The 20,925-nt window shown below is 68.8% G+C and carries 20 protein-coding genes, 1 tRNA gene and 5 pseudogenes; 11 read left to right on the top strand and 15 right to left on the bottom strand.

Annotated elements, in window-relative coordinates; all coding sequences use genetic code 11:
- Window positions 1-32: 32 nt before the first annotated feature.
- Window positions 33-875 (bottom strand): annotated as a pseudogene (locus CRP49_RS35020) (DEAD/DEAH box helicase); the annotation flags it as partial.
- A 53-nt stretch (window positions 876-928) separates the two neighbouring features.
- A complete protein-coding gene (locus tag CRP49_RS35015; RefSeq protein WP_257033596.1) occupies window positions 929-1,879 on the bottom strand; it encodes a Clp protease N-terminal domain-containing protein in 951 nt (316 codons plus the stop codon).
- A 90-nt stretch (window positions 1,880-1,969) separates the two neighbouring features.
- Here CRP49_RS35015 and CRP49_RS35010 point away from each other — a divergent pair, with 90 nt between their 5' ends.
- Window positions 1,970-2,329, top strand: coding sequence for an excisionase (locus CRP49_RS35010; protein WP_097256946.1), 360 nt, complete (start codon window positions 1,970-1,972; stop codon window positions 2,327-2,329).
- On the opposite strand, the gene CRP49_RS49270 is transcribed toward CRP49_RS35010, so the two are convergent.
- Window positions 2,265-2,609, bottom strand: coding sequence for a DeoR/GlpR family DNA-binding transcription regulator (locus CRP49_RS49270; RefSeq protein WP_097256945.1), 345 nt, complete (start codon window positions 2,607-2,609; stop codon window positions 2,265-2,267). The genes CRP49_RS35010 and CRP49_RS49270 overlap by 65 nt on opposite strands.
- Before the next feature lie 428 nt (window positions 2,610-3,037).
- Between CRP49_RS49270 and CRP49_RS35000 the strand changes: the two genes are divergently transcribed.
- Entirely contained in the window at window positions 3,038-3,529 is a 492-nt protein-coding gene (locus tag CRP49_RS35000) for a hypothetical protein (RefSeq protein WP_097256944.1), read from the top strand.
- Window positions 3,530-3,742: 213 nt separating this feature from the next.
- Window positions 3,743-3,811, top strand: a tRNA-Ser gene (locus CRP49_RS47065).
- Window positions 3,812-4,998: 1,187 nt separating this feature from the next.
- Here the strand turns inward: CRP49_RS47065 and CRP49_RS34990 are convergent.
- The 3 genes from CRP49_RS34990 to CRP49_RS47055 all read right to left on the bottom strand — a co-directional run bounded on the left by CRP49_RS34990 (window position 4,999) and on the right by CRP49_RS47055 (window position 6,361).
- Entirely contained in the window at window positions 4,999-5,454 is a 456-nt protein-coding gene (locus CRP49_RS34990; RefSeq protein ID WP_097256943.1) for an Imm7 family immunity protein, read from the bottom strand.
- Between the two features lie 117 nt (window positions 5,455-5,571).
- The gene (locus CRP49_RS47060) at window positions 5,572-5,727 is read right to left on the bottom strand and encodes a hypothetical protein (protein WP_179851848.1); all 156 of its coding nucleotides are present in this window, start codon (window positions 5,725-5,727) and stop codon (window positions 5,572-5,574) included.
- Window positions 5,728-6,190: 463 nt separating this feature from the next.
- Entirely contained in the window at window positions 6,191-6,361 is a 171-nt protein-coding gene (locus tag CRP49_RS47055; protein ID WP_179851847.1) for a hypothetical protein, read from the bottom strand.
- Window positions 6,362-6,669: 308 nt separating this feature from the next.
- Here CRP49_RS47055 and CRP49_RS34980 point away from each other — a divergent pair, with 308 nt between their 5' ends.
- Window positions 6,670-7,356: an HAD family hydrolase gene (locus CRP49_RS34980; protein ID WP_257033595.1), complete on the top strand. Its 687-nt coding sequence runs from the start codon at window positions 6,670-6,672 to the stop codon at window positions 7,354-7,356.
- 83 nt (window positions 7,357-7,439) lie between these two features.
- Window positions 7,440-7,655, top strand: coding sequence for a hypothetical protein (locus CRP49_RS34975; protein WP_097256941.1), 216 nt, complete (start codon window positions 7,440-7,442; stop codon window positions 7,653-7,655).
- A 40-nt stretch (window positions 7,656-7,695) separates the two neighbouring features.
- Here the strand turns inward: CRP49_RS34975 and CRP49_RS34970 are convergent, their stop codons facing one another.
- Window positions 7,696-9,129 carry a hypothetical protein gene (locus CRP49_RS34970; RefSeq protein ID WP_097256940.1) on the bottom strand — a complete coding sequence of 478 codons (1,434 nt, stop codon included), beginning with the start codon at window positions 9,127-9,129 and terminating at the stop codon, window positions 7,696-7,698.
- 1,268 nt (window positions 9,130-10,397) lie between these two features.
- Here CRP49_RS34970 and CRP49_RS34965 point away from each other — a divergent pair.
- Window positions 10,398-10,733 carry a DUF2867 domain-containing protein gene (locus CRP49_RS34965; RefSeq protein ID WP_257033594.1) on the top strand — a complete coding sequence of 112 codons (336 nt, stop codon included), beginning with the start codon at window positions 10,398-10,400 and terminating at the stop codon, window positions 10,731-10,733.
- Window positions 10,734-10,916: 183 nt separating this feature from the next.
- On the opposite strand, the pseudogene CRP49_RS48255 reads toward CRP49_RS34965, so the two are convergent.
- Window positions 10,917-11,066, bottom strand: a pseudogene (locus CRP49_RS48255) (hypothetical protein); the annotation flags it as partial.
- 336 nt (window positions 11,067-11,402) lie between these two features.
- Here CRP49_RS48255 and CRP49_RS34955 point away from each other — a divergent pair.
- Window positions 11,403-11,696, top strand: coding sequence for a hypothetical protein (locus tag CRP49_RS34955; protein ID WP_097257708.1), 294 nt, complete (start codon window positions 11,403-11,405; stop codon window positions 11,694-11,696).
- Window positions 11,697-11,941: 245 nt separating this feature from the next.
- On the opposite strand, the gene CRP49_RS34950 is transcribed toward CRP49_RS34955, so the two are convergent.
- Window positions 11,942-12,397, bottom strand: a complete 456-nt coding sequence (locus CRP49_RS34950) for a hypothetical protein (protein ID WP_097256938.1) — start codon at window positions 12,395-12,397, stop codon at window positions 11,942-11,944.
- A gap of 344 nt (window positions 12,398-12,741) precedes the next feature.
- Between CRP49_RS34950 and CRP49_RS34945 the strand changes: the two genes are divergently transcribed.
- Both CRP49_RS34945 and CRP49_RS34940 read left to right on the top strand, forming a co-directional pair.
- Entirely contained in the window at window positions 12,742-13,086 is a 345-nt protein-coding gene (locus CRP49_RS34945; protein ID WP_097256937.1) for a hypothetical protein, read from the top strand.
- A 192-nt stretch (window positions 13,087-13,278) separates the two neighbouring features.
- Window positions 13,279-13,935, top strand: a complete 657-nt coding sequence (locus tag CRP49_RS34940) for a hypothetical protein (RefSeq protein ID WP_097256936.1) — start codon at window positions 13,279-13,281, stop codon at window positions 13,933-13,935.
- A 113-nt stretch (window positions 13,936-14,048) separates the two neighbouring features.
- Here CRP49_RS34940 and CRP49_RS34935 read toward each other — a convergent pair.
- Window positions 14,049-14,694: pseudogene (locus CRP49_RS34935) on the bottom strand (ATP-binding protein).
- Window positions 14,691-15,587: a hypothetical protein gene (locus tag CRP49_RS48250; RefSeq protein ID WP_257033593.1), complete on the bottom strand. Its 897-nt coding sequence runs from the start codon at window positions 15,585-15,587 to the stop codon at window positions 14,691-14,693. Before CRP49_RS48250 ends, CRP49_RS34935 begins: the two are co-directional and overlap by 4 nt.
- 168 nt (window positions 15,588-15,755) lie before the next feature.
- Here CRP49_RS48250 and CRP49_RS48245 point away from each other — a divergent pair, with 168 nt between their 5' ends.
- Window positions 15,756-17,510 (top strand): CHAP domain-containing protein, encoded by a 1,755-nt coding sequence (locus tag CRP49_RS48245; RefSeq protein ID WP_097256935.1) that lies wholly within the window; start codon window positions 15,756-15,758, stop codon window positions 17,508-17,510.
- Window positions 17,511-18,033: 523 nt separating this feature from the next.
- Here CRP49_RS48245 and CRP49_RS34915 read toward each other — a convergent pair.
- The 3 genes and pseudogenes from CRP49_RS34915 to CRP49_RS48240 form a co-directional block, all read right to left on the bottom strand.
- Complete coding sequence (locus CRP49_RS34915) at window positions 18,034-18,240, bottom strand: hypothetical protein (protein ID WP_097256934.1); 207 nt, start codon at window positions 18,238-18,240, stop codon at window positions 18,034-18,036.
- 350 nt (window positions 18,241-18,590) lie between these two features.
- Window positions 18,591-18,866, bottom strand: a complete 276-nt coding sequence (locus CRP49_RS34910) for a hypothetical protein (RefSeq protein ID WP_097256933.1) — start codon at window positions 18,864-18,866, stop codon at window positions 18,591-18,593.
- Between the two features lie 477 nt (window positions 18,867-19,343).
- A pseudogene (locus CRP49_RS48240) lies at window positions 19,344-19,490 on the bottom strand (o-succinylbenzoate synthase); the annotation flags it as partial.
- 439 nt (window positions 19,491-19,929) lie between these two features.
- Between CRP49_RS48240 and CRP49_RS34900 the strand changes: the two are divergent.
- A pseudogene (locus CRP49_RS34900) lies at window positions 19,930-20,184 on the top strand (transposase); the annotation flags it as partial.
- Here CRP49_RS34900 and CRP49_RS34895 read toward each other — a convergent pair.
- Complete coding sequence (locus tag CRP49_RS34895; protein WP_097256932.1) at window positions 20,181-20,717, bottom strand: CbrC family protein; 537 nt, start codon at window positions 20,715-20,717, stop codon at window positions 20,181-20,183. The pseudogene CRP49_RS34900 and the gene CRP49_RS34895 overlap by 4 nt on opposite strands.
- Between the last annotated feature and the right edge of the window lie 208 nt (window positions 20,718-20,925).

Here is a 20,925-nt window from a genome sequence, read left to right as displayed (position 1 = left end):
GCCGTATTGCCTGCTCGCGTTCGCCGTATTGCCTGCTCGCGGGAGATCGACCCGTGGTGCGCGCGGGCCACCACCGGTGGGGCGCCGAACGCGATCCCGGACTCGCCGATCGCCTCGGCCGGGAACCTGGTCAGCCGGCCGGCCTCGGCCGGCTCGGCGACCAGTTCGTTAGCCGGGCGGTGAGCCGCTCGGCAACCCGGCGGGAGTTGGTGAACACGATCGTCGACCGATGTTCGCCGACGAGGAAGGTGCTCACCTCCTCGACCGGCCGAACCGTCGCGGACAGGCCGATCCGCTGTGTCGGTTTGCCAAGCTGCGCGTCCAGCCGGACGAGGGACAGGGCCAGATGCGCAGCTCGCTCGGTGCTGGCCACCGCGTGACGCCTCGTCCACGATCACCGTGCGCACCCCCAGCGGTGATTCGCGCGCATGGTGGAACTGAGCAGTCGGAACAGTGACTCCGGGGTGGTGACCAGGATGTCCGGCGGGGTGCGGAGGAACGCCCTGCGCTCGGTGGCGGGAGTGTCGCCGGCGCGCATGCCGACCGTGATCGCCGGCTCTGGTCGGCCGAGCCGGATGGCGGCCTGGCGGATGCCGGCCAACGGCGCCCGCAGGTTGCGCTCGACGTCCGCCGCCAGCGCCTTCAGCGGCGAGACATACAGCACCCGGCACCGAGTCGGTGGCCAGCCGGTGCAGTACGCGGAGATACGCGGCCGGCGTCTTGCCGGAGTCGGTCGGCGCGAATACCAGCGCGTGCCGTCCGGCGGCGACGGCCTGCCAGGCGCCGCGCTGCGCCTCGTTGGGCGCGGCGAACCCGCCTGTGAACCACGCCCTGGTCGCCGGCGAGAACGACGCCAGCGCATCGTCGCCCGCCACGCCCCCGTCCTCGCCCGTCCCACCGGCAGTTTCTCGCCCGCTGATCAGCCGGTTCACCGGCGAAGCCGGGGCGCGAGCACCGTGCGCACGACCTTGGCCACTTTGCTTGCGGCGGATCCGCCCTCGTCTTCGGGTTCCGGTTCCAGCACGCGCTGGATCTGCTGCAGCAGCTGGTTGGTTGATCGCCAGAGCGGGACGAACATGCCGGCGACCGGCCCGACGCCCTGGATCGGGCCGCCGGACAGCTCGGTGACCTTCTTGGCGGCCGTGACCGTTGTCGGGTCCCGCAGGATCAGGTGCACCTCGCCGTCGACCAGCCGGATTTCCATCTTGCGCGCGGCGGTTTCCTCCGGGTTCGCGTCCGTAGTCGTCTCCGGATCCAGCTCGTCGATCTTGGCGGCGACCGCGTCCGGATCGACCCCGAGTTCACGCAGCACCTTGGCCGCCATGCTGTTCTCCGCCCGCAGCATCGCCTCAAGCAGGTGATGGCTGCCGACCGGTGCGCCACCGGCCAGCGCGCTGGCGGCGGACACGGTGTCCTCGGTGGCAGGTGTGCCGGTCGGCCATGGGCCGACCGCGACGTCCTGCGATCCCTCCAGCGAAGCCAGCACCGCGGCACGGATCTTGCTGATCGGATTGATCCGCTCGGCAAGCACCTTCGCGCCGACGCCCTCACCTTCCCTGACCAGGGCGAGCAGGATGTGTTCCGTACCGATGGAGGTGTGGTGCAGCTGCTGCGCCTCACGCAGGGCGAGTTCCAGCGTCTTCTTCGCGCCCGGCGCGAACGGGATATGGCCGCTCAGCTCCGCCGTGCCGGGCTTGACCACCGCGGCGATATCGACCCGCGCCGTCTCCTTGTCGTACCCGAGTTGGTGCAGAACCTTCGCCGCCGTGCTGTCCGGCACGTCGAGCAGCCCCAACAGGATGTGCTCCGTGCCGATGTAGTCGTGCTTGAGCAGCCTCGCCTCCTCCTGAGCCGTGACGACCACCTTGCGGGCTTTCACCGTGAACCTTTCAAATGACATGGCTCCATGGTCTCAACCCCTGTCAATACACTGGTATTGATAGGGTCACCGTGCTGAAGGGAGGGTGTGATGGAGAAACCGTCGGACTGGGAGGGCCGGCTCGCGCGCTGGCAGAGTGAACTGGAGCTGTTCGAGCAGCTGGACGAGAAACCCTGGGTCACGCTGGCCAAGGCGGAAGCCGAGACCGGCGTCTCCCGCTCGGCCCTGCGGTCCTGGTACCGCAATGGCGAGATCCAGTCCCGGCTGGTGGACGGCCCGAACGGGCCGCAGCGCCTGGTCCGGCTGGACGCGGTGATCGAGCGCGCCGCCGCGTCACCGCGCATTCAGCGCAGGGCGGAACGGGAAGTCAGCCTGGAAGCCCAGGTCACCCTGCTACGGCACCGGGTTGACCAGTTGGAGCTGCGGCTGGCCGAGCTGGAGCGGAAGTGACTGGCGCGAGCAGCACCGTGCCACCGGCCCGGAGCGGTGCCGCCACCGCCGGATCCGCCTGCTCATCCACGACCAGGGAGTATGGCCGATCGAGCGGCGCCCAGTAGGGGAACGGGCCGGCACCGAGCTTGGAGTGGTCGGCCGGCACCACCGCGGTCCGTGCCGCGTACAGCATCACGTGTTTCAGCTGCGCCTGCTCCAGCGTCGGTACACAAAGGCCACGCCCGGCGACCAGCCCGTCCGCGCCGAGGAGGACCACATCCGGCGTGATCGACCGCAACTGCTGCCCGCGATCACCTCGTTCGGGTACCGCAGCCGCCCGTGCCCGTACCGCTGCTCTCTTCGCCGATCATGACAAGGACGGTAGGCGGCGCGACCCGGCCCGGTCGTCAGCGCCCGGATGTAATCCAGAGCGGTGCTCATCCCGGGGATGTATAAGGACGGCCCCTGAGACAACCCCTCGAACCGCTGGTCATAGCGCCGCCATATGACAGACGAGACGAGATCCCACATCAGCGTACGGCCACCCCAGCAGACACGTGGTGGGCACGGCGTGATCGTTTCTTCGGTGAATCCGATCACCCACCGGGGTGAGACAGCCCCGAACAGTCTCGAAGCGACGGGACACCGGCCAGTACGGTGCGCACCTCATCCGCATTTCGCACGCTTGCATGTTGCGCAGGCCGAAGGAACACCGTGAAATTCCCTGTGTCCACTCGTGGTTGGGCCATCGTCGGTGCAGCGGCCCTGCTCCTGGCAGCGGCCAACTCGGCACCGACCGTGGCCGCCGACGTCGCCCGCTCACGACTGGCGACCGTCAACTGCGCGGGCTCGATCAACGTGAACATTCATCCCCTCAACGGCGCCGTCGACGGCAGAAGTGGAGGCAACTTCCGCTGCGCGACGCCGGACGAGTCCTTCGCGGCCGAACTGACGATGTCCGGCTCGGTGACGAGCAGCGGCGACCTCTTCTTCACGACCAGGACCACCGACACCCTCAGGCGGACGGACACGGGGCAGACCTTCCAGTTCACGATCGACCGCCGCTTCGACCGGGACACCACCGCGGCATCCGGCAACGCCACCGAAGGGGGGTCCGGCAGTCAGGCACAAGACTCCGGGGCCGGTACTTTCGGTACGGGGACGGGCCTGGTGACGTTCCTCATCACCAACAACTACGTGCTCGACGTCAACGTGTGACCGCCGCATGCAGGCCAGGGCCGACGCTCACTAGAGCAACGCACTGGTCGGCCTCGGATGACCGAGACGCGCGGGTCAGTGGCCCGGACCAGGTGGACGGAGCCGCTTCGGCTGCTCCACCTCGTCCACGGCGCTGTCCCCCCGTGAACTGCCGGTCAGCGCCCCGAAAATCTCGTGCGGGGGTGATCCAGCCCGCGCTATCGTCCCTGCTGTGCAGGTGCGCAGGCAGCGGCTACTTCTCCTGTCAAGAGAGCAACGCGGGTTCGAATCCCGCCGCCGGCGTCATGCCGGTGTCGTCCAGCGGCCTAGGACACTTACGTTGCCGTCGCCGACCTTGACCTCTGCACACTCACGGCACGGGCCGCCCGCCACGGGGGAGTTCAGGCGGGCGGCTTCGTCATGTCCGGCAATTCAGCCAGCCAGGGCACCCGTGCGCGCCGCGAACTCGCGCGCGCCCTCCACCCGGATCGGGCCGTACAACAGCCCGGCCGTCAGCGCGCGCAGCGAGGGCCGGCGAAACTCCTGTGGCGCCTCCTGCTCTACCCGCTGCAGGCCGGCGAACGTCTGCCCCGCGTCGCCGAGCGCGTTCCATGCGGGCGATGTCGGTCCATGACCGCACACGCCGTTCCGCCATCGGCATGTGGTCGATGTCCGGCCCGGCCGCGATGTCGACTCCCTCGTCCCGGGTCCCCAAAGCGTTCAGTGCGCTGATGCGGTACGCGTCCACCTGTGCCGTGTGGCCTCCACCGTGAACAGACCCGGAACGGCCGGCCTGCGGTCCGCTTCCTGCCCGGCCTCCTCCACCAAGGACAAGGCCGGCGACTGGTCCCGGCCTGTCGCCGCCGAGTACGCCACCGGTCAGCGGCCTCCCTGGTCAGCAGACTCACCGCGGCCGCGGAGCGGCCCAAGCGGCGCATGGCGATCGCCAGCTGACGCGAGGCCTCGCCGACGGCCACCGGAATCCCACTGGACCGTGCGGCCGACAGAGCACGGTCGGCAGCCACCCATGCCGCGCCGCTGTGCTGCTTCAAGGCCGGTTCGGCTGCCAGCACGTACGCGGGCCGGCGCCAGGTGTGCCTCGTCGCGGGCCCGGCCCTTCGAGACGTCCTTCGTCGCCTCCGCCACAGCGATCAACGCAGGCAGCACTTGCCCGAGCCGGGCGTACTCGGTGGCGCAGTAGTCCCGGCGCGCGGCAGCGACCCGCGCGACCAGCCGGGCCAGAGGCACCGGCGCGGCCTGCGGCAGCCGGAACAGCGACACTTCCACATCCACGGGCGCGGCAGCGGCGGAGGCCGGTCCGGCACCACTACGGCGGTCGCCCCCGCTGCCACCGCCCCCTACGAGGCACCGCATCCTCCTCGTCCGACCGACAACCCCCGGCCACCGTGGCGACATTGGTCATGCCCGGTACGGCACGGCGGACGCACCGAGCCGGTCGGGCGCGATCTGCAGGTACGCGGCGCACCGCATCAGCGTCGGGTAGTCGACGCGCAGCTTCCCGAACTCGATGCGGGAGACGGCCGAGCCGAGTGGCCGCAGGCCGCGCCGATCTCAGCATCGGCACCCATGGGCACCTCCTTGGACCCGGGCTGCGTGACCGTGCCCCGAGCGAGCCTGAGCACGCGTACCTCGTTCTCATGGCCCGGATCCTCGTCATCGCGAATATGGAGGAGCCCGTAGGAGCCAGGAGCAACCTTCGCCACATGCTCGAACAGACCGACAACGTCAGGTGATGAGCGGTGATTGGAATGGCCTCCCAGGTGGATGAACGGCTCGCCGTTCATCCACCGGAGGTCAAGGAGGTAGGGACTGGCCATCCGGGCGATGTGAAGCCGAAGCTCGTCCACGACCTGCCTCAGTCGGACTTCATCGTCGTCATCAACCGCGTTTTCCCTGACCGTGATCCAGCCGTGGTACTCGAACACACCGCGATCCTAATGAGGTCAGCCGTGCGTCTACCCGCCCGACAGACTCGCGCGCTGTTGGGTCACGGGATGCGGGGGCTCGGGCGGGGGCTGTGGGCACCAGTCCTGGGGGAGGTATCACGCTGCGCCGGGGTCGTTCTCCTGGCCGTCCTGACTGTCCTGGTACCTCTTGGACAAGGGGTGCAGGCCCAGGAGATCCCTGGCTGCCTTCCCCCTCCTGCTGCCGGGGCTGATCAGCACGATCAGGACAAGCAGCACGTAGGAGCCTGCCATGGTGCAGGCAAGGATGAGAGCGGCGCTTGCGCCACCGTGGAGGAGTTCGTAGATAGACATCGATCGCTTGCCGAGCAGCCCCTTCAGAGGCGCCCGGGGCAGCGTCAGGGCCTAGGGAGGTCGACCGGGCGCCGAGTCGGTCGTGGCCATGAGGAAGGCGAAACGTGGATTCGACTTGAGAGTCATTCGGCGGGTCCTTATGCGGGGAGGGGTCGGGGACGGGCAGGAGGCGATGGGCGGCCTGCCCGCGCTCTGCCTTTGTCCATGAACCCATTGCGCCCCACCGGCGCAGCCAGGTCACGTCACGGAAAATCGGGACTTGACAACCCCGAGGACGCAGATCCGAACACAGCGCTCGGTCCGGGTGGGGCGCCTGCCCAGTACCCGGCGGCGGCGTGCGGCGCTCGATGGCATTGGAATGGCATGGACGGCGGCCGGGGCGACGGTCGGGCGTCCGCGGGCGTCAGTGATCGAGCTGGTCGACCCCTGAGTGGGCATAGCGCTCAATGGTCTCGGACTTCAGGACCATGCCGATGGCGGCGCTGCGTTCTGGCATCGAGTCGGGGTCGAGGTCGGCGGGTGCGGCGTGCGCTTGGCCGTCGGACGTGTGCAGCGGCCGCTGTTCGTACGTCATCGTCCGTGCGTGTGGTGTATGTGCCGACCGACATCGTCTACGCACCCGGACGTACCCGGCGGCCGTGTGTGCTGCTGTGTCCCTTGCGGCTCAGCACGGCAAGAGCGGGCTCAACGATCCGAGGTCGGCTCCTCACCGGGATGGACACACCGGCGCCGCGGCTCGCATCCGGACGGGGAGACCCACGCGGTTCGGGGAGACGACTGCACGCGGAGGGCGGAAGCGCGCCATGGGGCGGTTCGCGTCGTGTGGCTCTTTCACCCGGGCGGCCCCGACTCGAAAGCGTTCTCCGTGGGGAGGCGCTTGGCATGGCTGTGATCTTCTTCGACATCGGGGCGACCCTGGCGGATGCCCATGTGGAACCCGACGGCTCCCTGGTCCTTCGGCCCCGGCCGCGCGTCATGGCAGTACTCGACGCCCTGCGTGAGGTGCGCAAGGGCATCATCTCCAACCCCGGGCCGGGCGACGGTGCCGCCGCACGGGTGGCGGCTGCGCTGGCCGAGGCGTTCCCCGGCCGGTTCACGGATCAGGCGCTTGTGCACTGGGGAGCCAAGGACAGTCGCTTGATCTTCGACCAGGCGGTCGCGAGCACGGCGGGAGCGGCGGCCGGCGAGTGCGTCTTCGTGGGCGAGGACGCCCAGGAGCGCGCATTCGCGCGGCAGGTGGGGATGCGTACGGTGGCCCACCCGGTGTTCGCACTCGCGGCAATGGAAGGCCGTCCTGTGCTCAGGGCGCGGATCGAGGTGGCGGACGGTGTGGGCGTGGGCGAGTTGACCGCGGCTGTGAACGGGACGGAGGCCGTTGTTGTGGAGGCCGTCTCGGAGCGGCTCGCACTCGCCATGGTGACCGCACAGGGCGCCGAGATGCTCGAACGTGCCGGTTTCACGGTGGACCTGCGGGGACCGGTGGATGACACGGCGGTCTTCCCGGTCAGGGACGACAGGCCGGTCTCGGCAGCCGAATCGCGTGCGGAGGTACCTCACGAGGCCTCGTAGGCAGTCCTACCGACGCCGTATCCGGCGGCCGTGCGGTCCGCTTCCGGCACGTATCCGAACAGCGACGACATGGAGCGCGTTGTATGAGTACACAGGGTGATGAGGGTCAGGGGAGCGCCGGTGAAGGCGGGCAGAGCGATGACGCCGAGCGCCGGGCAACCGAGAAATTCATCAGCGACCTGCTGGCGCGGGGCGAGGCGGTGTTCGAGGGCGAGGAGCCCACGCCGCGGACGACGCACGTCATCAAGCGCGAGGACGACGGACGGCTCACCGTCCGCCGTCTGCGCTTTTTCCGCTGATTGCGCTGGCTGCGCTGGCTGCGCTGATTTTACTGACGGGTCAGTCGAAGCACCGTCGGATGAGGGCGAGACCCTCGCCGGTCGTGCTCCGTGTGATCTCGTGCGTCTTGAGCCGGGAGGGGCTGTCGTCGGCGATCGCCGCACCGGAGCGGTGCTCCTCGGGTACCTGGATGCGGCCACGGCGGAAGAGGTCCTCGAGGTACGAGGTGGCGACCCGCTCCGGGTCGGCGGGCCGCACCGAGCCGCCGGCGGGGTCGGAGCCCGCGATGCCGAACCGTCGTTCCTGCGCGGGGGCGCAGAGGGTGAGGGGCTGGGTGAGGCCGTACGTCGACCCGTGGATCGTGACGGCCGTGAGCCCCTCGTCGGCTCCGCCGCCCGGCGTCGCCTCGGCGATGGCGGCGGCTTTGCGCGCCACCTCCGGCTCGGTGATGGAGGTGGCGGCCTCCAGGGAGAGGATGCCGTGACGGATGAACGCCGAGCGCAGGGAGGGACCGTACTTGCCGCCGTTGCGGCGCTGGTCCGCGGCGATCATGTGACCGGCGACCTGTGCGTAGTAGGCGGACACCACGGGCGCCGCCACGACGGCATCCACCAGCAGCTGTCCCGCGGTCTGGGCCGCCAGGGCCAGACCTGCCTGGTCCTGCAGGTCCTGCTGCCGGAAGATCCCGGCGACGACCTTCAGGAACGCGCCGCTGAACAGGCGGGAGAACGAGTGCGGCTCGCTGGAGAGCAGGTTCGCCGGTGCGCTCGGCGGCAACTCGACCGGGTCGCGGTAGAAGAAGCTGTTCGACAGGTTGCGCAGGCAGTCGGGGTCGACCACGTTCGGGTGACCCTGACGGATCGCCCAGCCCAGTTGCTCGGCCATCCTCGACACCCGCGAGGACAGTTCGAGGTCGCCCTGGGTCTCGGCCAGCACCGCGATCCGCAGCGACTCCAGCCCGAGTGAGGTCAGCAGCGCACTGATGTCACCGAACGCCTCGTGCAGGGCAGCCGCCTCCGCGCTCGCCGCGTCGAACAGCTGAGGGCGCAGGGCGTCGAGGATCGCGTGCCCCGTCTCGTGCTCGACGACCTCGGAGCTCTCGCACGAGGCGACGGTGACACCCTGCACTGTGCGACGGAAGAACCACAGGCCCTTACGGTCGTAGAAGGCGTTGAGGTCGTTTCCTGCGTTGAGGTGCGCGGTGAGGGCGCGTCCGACCGTCGGATGCCACTGCGTTCCGGTCGGAACCAGCGGACCCCAGGTCTGGCTGGCCCTGCTGAGCGCATCGGCCGCCACCCAGTAGCGGAACGCTTCGGTGCCCGGCCCGGCGCCGTCCGGCTGCGGCACGGCTTCCGCGATGGCCGTCGGGAAGGGCTGTGTGTCGAGATGCGGAACGGGATGCGGTACGGGCATGTTGACCTGCGGAGGAAATCCGGGGTCGTCCTCGTACACCAGAACCGTCGGGATCGTGGCTTGCTGTTGTTGCACCGTCATGGTGCCTCCGTTAGGACGCAGAGACTGCGGATGCTGGAACCCCCCAACCGGGAAACTCTTGATCAAGAGTCCCTCATGTTCAGTACGAGGCCCTTGTCGTCCGGTGTCAATCCGAACAGAAGCAGATGGGGCCGCGTCCGGCCTGCTGTGGCAGCAGAGGAGCGGCCGGTCGCTCTTGGCCCGTGGCCGGTGCGTGCGTGCCACCAGACCCGGCGACGGGATGGCAGCCAGACGGGTGACCCGGGCTGCCACCCGTGGAGGTGGGGGTGGGCGTGCCGGGCGTACGAGGTAGGACCACTTCTCCTTCACCAGGAACCCGCACGTCCAGCCGCACGGCCTGGGTCGGCGGCCGTAGGACCGTCATCAGCTCCAGTCCCGACATGGCTCCGAACCTCACAGTGGGGGTCGCGGTGAGCACGATGGGCGGGTCGGAGACCTTGTCGTTGCGCTGCTGGCGCGGTGCACCGAGCCCGGACTCCGGGTCGGTTCCCCGAGGACCAGCGGCGCCTGGTCGATGTCCTCGCCTACCGGCTGCCGCCACACTGCGGGCTCGGCCCGGCGCGGGCAGCACAACGGGGCCGGCGGTCCGGCCGGCTCACCGACGGCGGCCTGTGCAGTCGCGGTCTCGGCCCGGGCCTTTGTGGCCCCTCGCCAGGCCCTGGCTTGCTCCCACTTGGGAGCCTTCGCCCACGCCGGAGCAGTCACAGTCTCGCGCAGCTGCCGCCGGTGGGAGTGGTACCAGCAGTACCTGCGCGAGAACCTGCTGTACCTGCCCGCGCACCACCGGGTCGCCGCCGACCCGGCCCGCCGTCACCGGCCATGGCTGCTGCCGCGCCTCGTCGAGGAGGCTGGACGGCATGCCCCCGGCGATTCGGCGGTCGTTCGGACCCTGAGCGAACAGCGTCGCCTCCAGCAGGAGGTGCTCCGCTCCCGGTGCCGTACATCCTGCTGGCGAAGGCCAATATCGAATGCGAGGGCGGCGCTTCTCGCGGTGGTCGCGGGGTCAGCGGGTCGCTGAGACGGCCTCGTCGCAGGTGGTGCGCAGTGCCCGCACATAGGCGTCGGGCGGGCTGTGCGCCGGACAGGGCCTAGCGTCGTCCAGGATGTAGAAGGGGCACTCCGGTGATGCCCGCCTGCCGGGATTTCTCGGAGGTGCTGACTGGGACAGGGCAATCGCCGGCGACCTCCCGACCGGCGCTCGCCTGGTCCGGGCAGCCTTCGAGGGGACCGACTACAGCGACGCGTGGCGGATGAGGATGCGTCCCGCGATGCCGCGGGACCCCGAGTCCTGGCGAAGTGTCCTGCGCGGAGCCTCCTTCCCGGTGGTGGGCAGCGAGGCCGGCGAAGTGCTCCTGGGCGAGGACGCCGGACACCTCGACTTCCGCGCATCGATCCAAGTCGACGACCTTCAGGTCACGCTCAGTACGGTCGTGAGGATCCACAACTGGCGTGGCCGGCTGTACTGGGCCGTGGTCAAACACGTCCACCCGTTCATGGCCCGCACCATGCTCCGCCGCATCCACCGCCGACTCGCCCTCACGGCTCCCAGCGCCGCCGAACGCGCACAGGAGGCGACCACTCCCGCCGTACGGCCAGGGAGTTGAGCCCGACCCGACGCCACAGCGGCGATCAATGGGACCCGCACGACGGCAGTCCAGCCGTCGCCGAGGCCAACCCAGGTCGGCGGCATGGAAGTTGGTGAAGCAGTGAGCACGCGAAGCGCAAAGCGCCCGGCCTCTACAGGCCGCGCGCGCGTGACAGTTGGGGCCTGGGACCGGGACCGTGACCGGGACCGGCGCGAGTCTGTTCACGAACGTGTTGTTCCCGAGCTGACCGGACGAGTTCGCTCCCCACGCCACGACGGTGCCGTCGCCCAGCAGCGCCAGGCTGTGCTCCCCGCCCGCCGCGATCGCGTCGACGCCGTCGAGATTGAGCACGGTGACCGGAACGTCGCTGTCGTTGACCCGGATCCGACCGACAGGCAACCGAGACCGCCGACCGTGACCGCCAAGTGACTGTCGGCCCGGCGTGCTGACCTCTGGCCCCCGGACGCAGGCCGGCCGGTCGGGGGCAAACCCTCGAACGGGCGCCGTACAGCGCGCGCCGGGTGGCAGTCGGCTCACCAGGGGCGCGGAAGACCCTGGCGCGCCTCAGCTTCCTCCACCCGGCCCCCTCAGGGCGTCGACGCGCGGACAGCGGTCGGGTAGGCATGAGGGGGGTCGCGCCGACCGGAGCGATCGCCGCACACAGTGAGCGAGCAGTGGGGGGACGACATGGCCATCATCGTCACATTCGACATTCCGGGCGTCGGGCAGGAGCTCTACGACGCCTGCATCAACCACCTCACCGACGGCGGCGAGTTCACCTCGCTCGCCGACATCCCCGCACCCGGACTGATCTCCCACGCGGCCGGGCCGGTCGACGGCGGGTGGCGGGTCGTCGACGTGTGGGAGTCCGAGGAGGCGCTCGAGAACTTCTCGAAGATCCTGCAGCCGATCCTCTCCGATCTGGGCCACGCCGACGGCGAGCCGCAGATCATCCCGGCCCACAACGTCGTCACCCGCTGACCGACACACTCGTCACGGCGCGGCGGGTCAGGGCACCCAGTACCCCAACGGCAGCCCGGCGCGTGCGCACGCCGGGCTGCCCGCGTCGCCGATCGTCCCGACCGAGGAGACCAGGGCACACGCCATCGATTCAAGGTCACTGGTTCAAGTGTCCAGGCCGTAGCCGAGCGTGCCGTCACGGGACATGTCCCGTGACGGCGCCTTCGTGAGTACCGGGCTGCTGCTTCAGCGGGCGCGGGCGCTTGCTAGATGATGATCGGGTTCGCTTCCACAACGCAGCCCGATCCGATCACCGCGAGCGTCTTCCCGCCCGGCACGACGACGCCGCCGCTGTCGAGCAGGTTGCCGAGGGCGCTGACCGAGTTGGTGCAGTACACCTGTGTCGGAGCGGTTTCGCTGGTGCGGAGCACGACCGGGCCGGACCCGGGGTAGGGGTGGGTGCCGGAGTAGGGGTCGGTCGGTATGGACTTGTCACAGCCCAGGCCGACGGCGGTGGGGACTTCGGCCAGCCCCAGCCTCTTCGCCAGGTCGTTGATCGTGGCGACGGGGTAGCCGAGAGGGGGGTTGGTGAGATCGACCGTGCCCAGCCCGCACGCCAGCGCCGGGGTGTCCCCGGGGGGAGTGGGGGCTGCCTCGGCAGGTGAGGCTAACGCGAGGGCGGCGACCAGGGCGAGCGAGGCGACAGCAAGAGTCCTCTTCATGTTCCTGATGGTTGCCTGTACACGACCAACAGGCGCGGTCTTCAATGCTTAATCGCGAGATCTCCGCACTTCCTTGCTGCCCCGCCCTTCGCGGTCGGCAGAGTAGACGCAGCGCCGTCTGCGCTGGTGACGCGGTTCTTACCGGCCTCCTGGCTTCGTTCACGTTCAGCAGCAGCGTTTGTCGATGAGTTACAGCAGCGGTTGGTCAGCAATCGAGTCGTGGATGTTCACGAGAACTAGCGGCAGTGCCGTGTCGCTGAAGCGATCATCGTGAGGGGACGCTGCGGCAGTTCACGTTGAGTCCCAGCCACTCGCGCCCCGGACGAAGGTGCGATGATCTGTTCGTGGCGACAGATGCCGAGTGGGCTCGGATCCGGAGGGACCTGTGCTTCGGGCAGGTCTTCGAGGGCACCGTGGTGAAAGTTCCCCGGCCCGGTGCGATCGGGATCTTCGTGGACATCGGGCTGAGCGTCGGAGGCTTTGTCGACGTCCTGTTGCTGCCGAACGAGGGCGAAGACTGGCCAGCGGAGGGCATGGTTGCCGATTTCGAGATCTGGTGGGCAGACAGCCGCCAACAAATCCGGCTGAAGCCGTCCGACTCTCGGTATCTACGGACCGACTTCGCAGACTTCGTCGAACGCGTTCGTCCCAGTTGGCCATCCGAAGTCGGTCAGCCCGTTCGTGACTAAGGGCCTGTCATCCCCGACGAGTTGCAGCCGTGCTTCGCTCCGATGGGCCGCCGGCCAACTCCCCATGAGACTGGAGAAGTGGCCGGCTGTCCTTCGGCGGCTAGTGCGTTGTCCGTGATTGTCGGCCGCACCCTCACGGACAGCGCACCAGCTGGAAGGGGTTGCCCTCTTCCCTCGCGATACGGTGCTGCCATGTCTCGATCAAGCGAAACCGGATCAGTCTTGTCTCCCGTCACCGCGGACGACGTCGACCTTGCCGTGCGGCTCGCCGTGGGCATCCTTCGGGACGCACCCCCGCAGGGGTGGGGCGGTAAGGCCGGTTCGCTGGAGTGGGACTGCTGGGAGACCGCCGAGCACCTCGCCAACGACCTGTTCTACTACGCCGTGCAGCTGGGGCCGCAGAGCCCACCGCTGGACACCCATGTGCCCATCGCGTTGAGCCAGAAGAGGCCGGACGGACCCACGGTCTTCCTCTACGCGGACCGTGACGCGGGTCCGGCCGGCCTGCTGCAGGTGCTGGAGGCGTGCGGCGCGCTGCTGGTCGCCATGGTGCGTACCACGCCGCCCCGGGTCCGCGCCCACCACGCCGCCGGGGTGTCGGACCCCGAAGGCTTCGCGGCGCTGGCGCTGCAAGAGACGCTGGTACACATGCACGATCTGGCGGAAGGCTTCGGGCTTGCCTGGACCCCGCCCTCCGCTCTCTGCTCGCGGGTGCTCGCCCGTCTGTTTCCAGAGGCTCCGGGCGGCGCGGATCCCTGGCTCACCCTGTTGTGGGCCACCGGCCGCGCCGAACTGCCGGGGCACCCTCGTCTCACCAAGTGGCGCTCGGACAGCACACCGCGGTCATAGCAGCGGATCGGCCTCAGCCGCCTCCAGGCTGATGATCGTGCCCCTACCGCGGCGAGAGCACACCGGGCCACCCGTCCCAACCGGCAACCCGGCGAACCTATGCGGTCACGGCACTAGCTGGCTGCAGCTTCGGCGCGTGCTCGGGTGCTGGCGAGGCGGCAGGAGTCGGTGCCGGTCTCGATGATGGTGCCGTTGAAGGTGAGGCGGTCGACGATGGCCGCGCAGAGACGCGGGTCGGTGAACGTCTTGGTCCAGCCACCGAAGGATTCGTTCGAGGCGATGGCCACGCTGTTCTTCTCCTCCCGTTCGGTCAGAACCTGGAAGAGGAGTTCGGCGCCACGGCGGTCGAGTTCCATGTAGCCGAGCTCATCAATGCAGAGCAGGTCGACGCGGCCGTAGCGGGCGATCGTCTTGGTGAGCTGCTTCTCGTCGGCGGCCTCGGCAAGCTCGTTGACCAGTTTCGTCGCCAGGACGTACTTGACCCGGTAGTCGGCCATTGCAGCCTCGGTTCCCAGACTTCTCGCGGGGGAAACTGGCTGCCTTGATCCGACGTTCCGACCGGCGCCGAGACCGGTCATCGCACTCGGCCATCAGCAGCTCGGCGAGAAAGCCGCGGTAGGTCATCTGGTCCTTCATCGCCCGGTCGGCGATGTCGGCGAACTCGTTCCTGATCGACGGAAGCCGCAGCAGGCGGCAGGCAGTGTCGATGGCCGTGTTGGCGGCCTGCTCGGTCAATCCTCGCTGGAGGGGCAGGGTCACTGTGCTTCTCCCTCGCGGTGTTCACCGCCGCTGGTGCGACGGCGTCGGAGCAACTGGTCGTAGTGCGTCACCGAGGGCAACGGCCTGGTGTCCGGCGGAAGATGAGCGAGTCGCCACTCGTGCAGAAACGTCACCTTCACCTCACCGGCAGGTCCGCCCGGCGACAGGTGGCCAGCTGGCTCGTCCTCGGCCTGGGCGACCTTGCGGGCCTCGAGGGCGACCGCGTCCGCGGTCAAAGCCCCAGCCCGCAGAGCCATCGCGAGACCAGCGACCAGGTGCTCGTGCGAGACGTGGCGGCCCAACAGCAGCACCTCGATCAGCGCCCGCGTCCCAGCTGTGTCACCGTGAGCCTTGACCGCGGCGGCCCACCAGGCGTCATGGACCGGGGTGAACTTGCCTGCGGAGCGGGCCTGTTCAAGCGCGGTGGCGCCAGGAAAAGCTCCCGGCTTGCGGATCAGGGCCTCCAAGTAGTGGTCCAGATCCAGGCGGCAACCGCCCTTCGCGATCAGCCGCTCGTGCCGGGCCACTTCCACTCGGTACCGGTCCGGCTGATCGGAAAGCGCGTTCGGGTCGTGCTGCACGCTTCCCACCTGGCGGTTTATGACAAGGGCGTCCGATCCGGCGCCGTCCGTCGTGCAGATCCCACTGATCGACCAGCTCGTCAACAGCTCGGCTCTCGAGGCGGTCGGCCGCCGAAGTTCGACAAGACCGACTACCGCGAGCGGCATGCCGTCGAGTGCGGGATCAACCGCCTCTAGCGCCGCCGGGCCGTGGCTGCGAGGTACGACAAGCTTGCCGTCCGCTACCAGGCGACCGTGCTGGTCGCAGTGTTCAACGAGTGGCTGTGACCAGCACTTTACCGACAGACCCCAGGCGTAGCCCTGGCGATCCATAAGGGGTGAGATGCGGCACCGCACCACCGGCGATAGCATCGACATAACGGCCGCGCGAGCCCAGTGACCGGTGGCCGAATTCCCGTAGCGTTCCTTGCGTTCCTTCGTGCGCCTTCGTGTTCCTTCGTTCTCTGGGCCCGCAGACTGCGGGAAAGGAGATGGAACACGATGAGTCAGACGGACACCCTCATCGCCATGGAGAAGGCCGAAGTGGGATACCACGAAGGTTTCTCGAACGGCCACTACAACAACCATCAGAAGTTTTCCCCCGCCGTTCCCGGACTGGAGTGGTCACAGGATCAGTCATGGTGTCAGACCTTTCAGTCCTGGGCCTTCCAGCAGGCCGGCGTGAAGAGTCTGGCACCTGTGACCGCCTCTTGCCTGACGGCTGTCAACTGGTACAAGAGCCGCAGCAGGTTCTCGTACTATCCCGCGATCGGGGCGATGGTGTTTTTCGGCCCCTCGGGAGGCCAACACGTCGGACTCGTCTACAAGTACGACGCGGATTATGCGTATACCATCGAAGGAAACACCAACGCCAACGGTTCGTCCGAGGGCGACGGGGTGTACCTGAAAAAGCGTGCCCGCCGGGACAGTCATCTCTACGGATACGGGCTGCCGAAATTCGCGGAGGGAATCGTCACGGCCGATCCGGGTTTGAAGAACAAACCCGGATATACCTATATGGCCGCTGCCTCGTCCCGTGAGTCCGACGCACTACCCGTGGCAGAGGTCGAAGAGGCGCTGCCGTGGGTGTCCTCGAGCCAGCTCACCTGGGCGGCCACTCACCCCACGGCCGAGGAGCAGGCCGCGGGAAACGGCGGCGGCACCACGGCGGACGATGTCGCTCTCGTACAGGACGCGTTGGAGAAGGTCATGGGCGCCGCCCCGGACGACCCGCACTCCGTGTTCGAGGCGGAGACACAGGAGCTCTTCGAGCGATTCCGCACGGAGAAGCTGGGCCACTACGAGGCGGACGGCCACGGCGTTCCCAGCACGCAGGAGCTGGTCGAACTGGGCAGGCAGTCAGAGCTGTTCAACGTCAGGGCGGGTTCGTCGCCGGCCGCAGGGCAGCCCTGGGTCAGCCTGAACCAGGTGGTCTGGGCCTCGACGCACAGTGCCCAGGAGGAGCAGGCGCAGCCGGGCGGGGACGCCAGCCCGAAGGCCGATGTGGCTCTGGTGCAGGACGGGCTGGAGAGGGTCATGCACACGGACGTGGCCGATGAACGCGGGATCTTCGAGACCGCCACCCAGGCCCTCTACAACGAGTTTCGTCGTACGGTGCTGCATTTCTCCGGCAGTGACGCCGTCGGGACGCCCGGCATGCAGTCGCTGACAGAACTCGGGCAGCGCGCCGGGCTGTTCCAAGTGCGTACCGGTTTCCCGGTGGGCGAGACGACGGGTGGTACCGGCGTCGATGCCATGGGAGAGATCGACCCGAAGCAGGTGACGTTCCATCGGTACACACCCGAGGGCACGCTGGAGGACTGGATCGCGCAGGCGAGTACGGCGGCCGGAGTGCAGGCGAGCAGCTACTGGGTGAAGGGCTTCAAGACAGCCGTCGCGCGTGAGTCGTCCGGCAACCCCAACGCCTGCAATCTGTGGGACTCCAACGCCAAAACGCCTCCCGGCTTCAGCAAGGTCAAGGACTTCGGGGACGGCTATCTGCACGATGGGCGGATCGTGAGGCTGAACGGCGCGCTCACACATTTCCAGTGCTCCCGGGGCATCGTGCAGTGCATCCCGCAGACATTCGCCCAGCGCCACGCTCCCGGCACCTCGGTGAACATCTACGACCCTGTGGCATGCATCGCCGCCGCGATGCGGTACGTCCGCAGCCGGTACGGCGTCGCCATCGACGGTTCCAATCTCGCCAAGAAAGTCCAGCAGTTCGACCCCAACCGGCCTCCCCACTGGTACTGACGGCGAGGCCGGACAAGTACGACGAGCGGCGCCTGGCTCCGGTCGGGGGGAGGGGGCAGGCGCCACCGAAGGGGTCCGGGGTGACCCCGGACCCATGCCGCCGTACGACTGGGACGTGGCCAACCGAAGGCACACGGTCGCCTACGGACAGGTGCGGCCGGTTGCGGACGTCCGCCGCGGGTGTGGCGGCGCCCACGGGGACGGCGTAGCACATACCGACGTCGCCACTGCCTGTTCAAGACCTGCCGAGTGTCAACAACGCTCGTGATCAATACAGCTAGGAAATGCGAACAACCTCGTCGGTCACTGTATGACGACATGGCCGAGGCCGTTCAGGACGGCGCGGGCCGTCTCGAAGCGGTGGCGGCCTTGGCTTCGAGACGGTCGGCGTCCACCATCGCGAATGCCGCGGTGTCGAGACGGGCGCGGGCGATCCACCCGACGGTGGACCGGGTGCCGTCACTCCATACCCACCGCGCCGGGTGCACCGGCCGGCCTGGTTGCCCAGCCGTGCGCCGACCGGTCAAGTGATCGCCTGCGTGGTCCCGTCAGGCAACGCGCAGGCGTCGCCGGCGTAGGGGCGTGAAATGATCTGTCCGCCGACGGCCGTGCAGTCGTCTCTGGAGATGTTCGGAGACGAGGCGGCCCCGGCGCTGACAGCGCCGACGGCGCTCACGCCGGCAAGGGTTGCCGCGGCCAGGGCGAGGCCCAGGATTCTTCGCATGCGCATGACTTCCTCCTCCTCTCAGGCGCCTTCGTTCGGCCTTCGGGAAGGACAAGTCTCAAGACGACGGCGCCCTCCTACTCAGCATGGGCGCTCCGCATGAGGCCCGCGAGGCGAGGCTGGACGCCGCGCCCGGGGCGGTGAGTGCCCGGCCCCGGGGAGGCATGACGTCACCGACCTCGACCGGCCGCATCGGTACGCCGCGTGCGCGTCGGTAGGAGCGGGGCGACGTCGATGTCCCTGGCGTCGAGACTGCCCACCGGGGCCGCGTTGTGTCCGGGCAGGCCGGGGGCTGAGGAGGAGACGGGCCGTACCTGCCTCCGACCGGTGCCGGCGGGCGGCTGCCGCGCGGTCCTCTAACGCGGTTCGTGGGCCGCCGCCCGGCAGGCACCGGTGGCGGCGCCGGCCGCCACTCCGGCCCCGGTCAGCCCGGTCACACAACCCTGCAGGTCTCCGACCACGCCACGGCTGCAGGCCGCTGTGACGGAGTCGGAAGCGGTGGCACCGGCCAGTTCGGCCATCTGTGTGCAGGCGGGGATGTCCGCCCGGACCGCGGGAGCGGCGAGGACCGCACCGCCGAGGGTGAGGGTCAGGCCGGTGAGGGCACCGGCGATACGGGTCGACGTGCGCATGGGACGCACCTGCCTTCCGGGTTGGTCGCGCGGTCCTGGTCCCGGCGGCCCGGATCCACGCGGTAGGGCCGCCTGGCGACGCTCGGTGAGTGGTGCCCCCGGCCGGTGGGCTCACAGACTGACCGCACGATTCTGCGTCGCATCCATTGAGCCGCACCGGGACATGGTCGCCAGGCCGATGGAGAGGGCCGCGGACCGGATGAGACGCACTCGGACCTCCACTCGCGGGGCCCTCACTCCAGCGTCGCATCCTCTCCCCCGCCCGTCCTGGGCACCCGGGGGCGGCCGCGCTGAGTAACTGCGATTGTGCGAAGCGCGGTAGCCGGCCCGTCCGGCCGACCAGGTGGATCGGACGGCCCAGCGTCCCGCCCGGCTGTCTCCTGCACACCGCCGGGCGCGGCCGGCCGGGGAGGCGGCCGGCCTTCGCTTCCCCGCGAGGTGCTGGGCCGCCACTGCGGTGGCACTTCACGGCGAGCGCCGATGGGAGGCCAAGGTGTCGCCGGGGAGAGCGAAGCCCGGCAGGGCCGTGAGGGCGGCGCGGCCTATGCCGGTCTCCAGCATGTCGCCACACCGGACCGGGACGCTGTGGGCGCGGGCGATGTCGCGGGTACGGCGGCCCCCGAGGCAGGCGTCGATGGCAGCGCCCCTCCCCAGCGTCCCAAGATCCGGACCAGTTCCGGACCAGCCCCGCCCAAGGAGCCGCACCGACCGCCGTTTTCGCTGGTCAGCGTGGGCGAAGCCGCTGTACAGCCAGCAACCGAAGAACATTCTTTGTTCCTACAGCCCCAAGAAACCTGGGTTCTTCCAGAGTCCGAAGTCGGTTGCCTGGAGGCCCCTTGCCATGCTCAAGCGGGTCCATCAGCGTGCGACTGCACTGCGTCGGCTCATGCCGCAGTTGCTCAGTGCCGAGGGCTGGCGGCTCATTGCCCGTTGTCACCAAAGGTGGGCGGGCATGGGCGCACCTCGACCTCGTTCACCTGACAGGCCATCTGGCTGCGATCGTGTTCATGGCCACTTCAGGCTGCACCTGGCAGCAGCTGCCGTCCGCCTCGTTCGGGCCGTCGGCTACGACTACAACCACTTGCGACGATGGTTACGCAGCCGCGGAATCACGCCTCGGATCGCCCGCAAGGGCACAGTCTCCAGCGAACGGCTGGGCAAGCACCGCTGGACCGTCGAACGCACCATGGCCTGGCTCGCCGGATGCCGACGTCTCCACCGCCGCTACGAACGCAAGGCCAGCCACTTCCTGGCCTTCATCGGCATCGCCTGCACCCTCATCTGTTCTGGACGACTCGCCCAAGCAGACGACTTCTAGGATGCGTCGGCGTAGGCGAGATGGGCGCCGCAGACGGTGCAGCGGAGAAGCATGGCGGTCGCCCCCTCGCCCAGGTTGGCCAGGAAGTGCTCAAGCTGGTTTTCGTCGTGCCAACCGTCGATGCGCATGTCGGCCCGCAGCTGGTCGAGGGCTTCGGGATGCGCCGCCAGCTCGGTGTACCCGACTTCGCCTACGAAGGCGGCCGCGTCCTGGCAATGGACGAGCCGGCGCGGATCCTGCCAGGCGTGGAAGCCAGGGATGCGGCGGGTGACCTCATGCAAGACGTCCTCGCTGACACCGTCGAGTCCGTAGGAGTCGGTGAATTCACCCGCGAAGCGTTCAGCAGCAGCGCTCCCGTCTGCGATGCACCATGGACAGAATCGTCCGCTGACGTCCTGGGCGGTGTAGAAGGTGGCCGTGTAGATCCAGCCCGTGTTGTGCTTGCAGCAGGCGCACGTCTCGGGGGCCGCCCGGACGGACCCACTTGCGAGGGGGTCTGGATGATAACGAAAAAAGGGCAGGTCGGCACTCATCGCCGGTTTCCGACCTGCGCCCTGATGGCCATGCCTACTGATCTCCTGGAGAGCAGTCTGTCCGGGAGCAGGTCCCTGATCAAGCGCGGTGTCGGACTCCTCCTGGCCCAGCCGATTGAGACAGCTCGTAAGGGAGCGTTTCCGCAGGTCAACACGGCTCTTAGCATGGGGCCGGTTGCGGACGCTGCCCCCTCCGGAACAACGAAGA

This window comes from Streptomyces sp. Ag109_G2-15, assembly GCF_900215565.1.
Taxonomy (GTDB): domain Bacteria; phylum Actinomycetota; class Actinomycetes; order Streptomycetales; family Streptomycetaceae; genus Streptomyces; species Streptomyces diastatochromogenes.
Note: the sequence above shows the minus strand (reverse complement) of the source record. Positions and strands in the feature narration are given on the sequence as shown.

What these genes read in the sequence shown, in the direction of transcription:
- CRP49_RS35010 (WP_097256946.1), top strand. Translation starts at nt 1,970, where the DNA reads ATGGAGAAACCGTCGGACTGGGAGGGCCGGCTCGCGCGCTGGCAGAGT.
- CRP49_RS47060 (WP_179851848.1), bottom strand. Translation starts at nt 5,727, where the DNA reads ATGGCAGGCTCCTACGTGCTGCTTGTCCTGATCGTGCTGATCAGCCCC.
- CRP49_RS47055 (WP_179851847.1), bottom strand. Translation starts at nt 6,361, where the DNA reads ATGACGTACGAACAGCGGCCGCTGCACACGTCCGACGGCCAAGCGCAC.
- CRP49_RS34980 (WP_257033595.1), top strand. Translation starts at nt 6,670, where the DNA reads ATGGCTGTGATCTTCTTCGACATCGGGGCGACCCTGGCGGATGCCCAT.
- CRP49_RS34975 (WP_097256941.1), top strand. Translation starts at nt 7,440, where the DNA reads ATGAGTACACAGGGTGATGAGGGTCAGGGGAGCGCCGGTGAAGGCGGG.
- CRP49_RS34970 (WP_097256940.1), bottom strand. Translation starts at nt 9,129, where the DNA reads ATGACGGTGCAACAACAGCAAGCCACGATCCCGACGGTTCTGGTGTAC.
- CRP49_RS34965 (WP_257033594.1), top strand. Translation starts at nt 10,398, where the DNA reads ATGCCGCGGGACCCCGAGTCCTGGCGAAGTGTCCTGCGCGGAGCCTCC.
- CRP49_RS34955 (WP_097257708.1), top strand. Translation starts at nt 11,403, where the DNA reads ATGGCCATCATCGTCACATTCGACATTCCGGGCGTCGGGCAGGAGCTC.
- CRP49_RS34950 (WP_097256938.1), bottom strand. Translation starts at nt 12,397, where the DNA reads ATGAAGAGGACTCTTGCTGTCGCCTCGCTCGCCCTGGTCGCCGCCCTC.
- CRP49_RS34940 (WP_097256936.1), top strand. Translation starts at nt 13,279, where the DNA reads ATGTCTCGATCAAGCGAAACCGGATCAGTCTTGTCTCCCGTCACCGCG.
- CRP49_RS48250 (WP_257033593.1), bottom strand. Translation starts at nt 15,587, where the DNA reads ATGGATCGCCAGGGCTACGCCTGGGGTCTGTCGGTAAAGTGCTGGTCA.
- CRP49_RS48245 (WP_097256935.1), top strand. Translation starts at nt 15,756, where the DNA reads ATGAGTCAGACGGACACCCTCATCGCCATGGAGAAGGCCGAAGTGGGA.
- CRP49_RS34915 (WP_097256934.1), bottom strand. Translation starts at nt 18,240, where the DNA reads ATGCGCATGCGAAGAATCCTGGGCCTCGCCCTGGCCGCGGCAACCCTT.
- CRP49_RS34910 (WP_097256933.1), bottom strand. Translation starts at nt 18,866, where the DNA reads ATGCGCACGTCGACCCGTATCGCCGGTGCCCTCACCGGCCTGACCCTC.
- CRP49_RS34895 (WP_097256932.1), bottom strand. Translation starts at nt 20,717, where the DNA reads ATGAGTGCCGACCTGCCCTTTTTTCGTTATCATCCAGACCCCCTCGCA.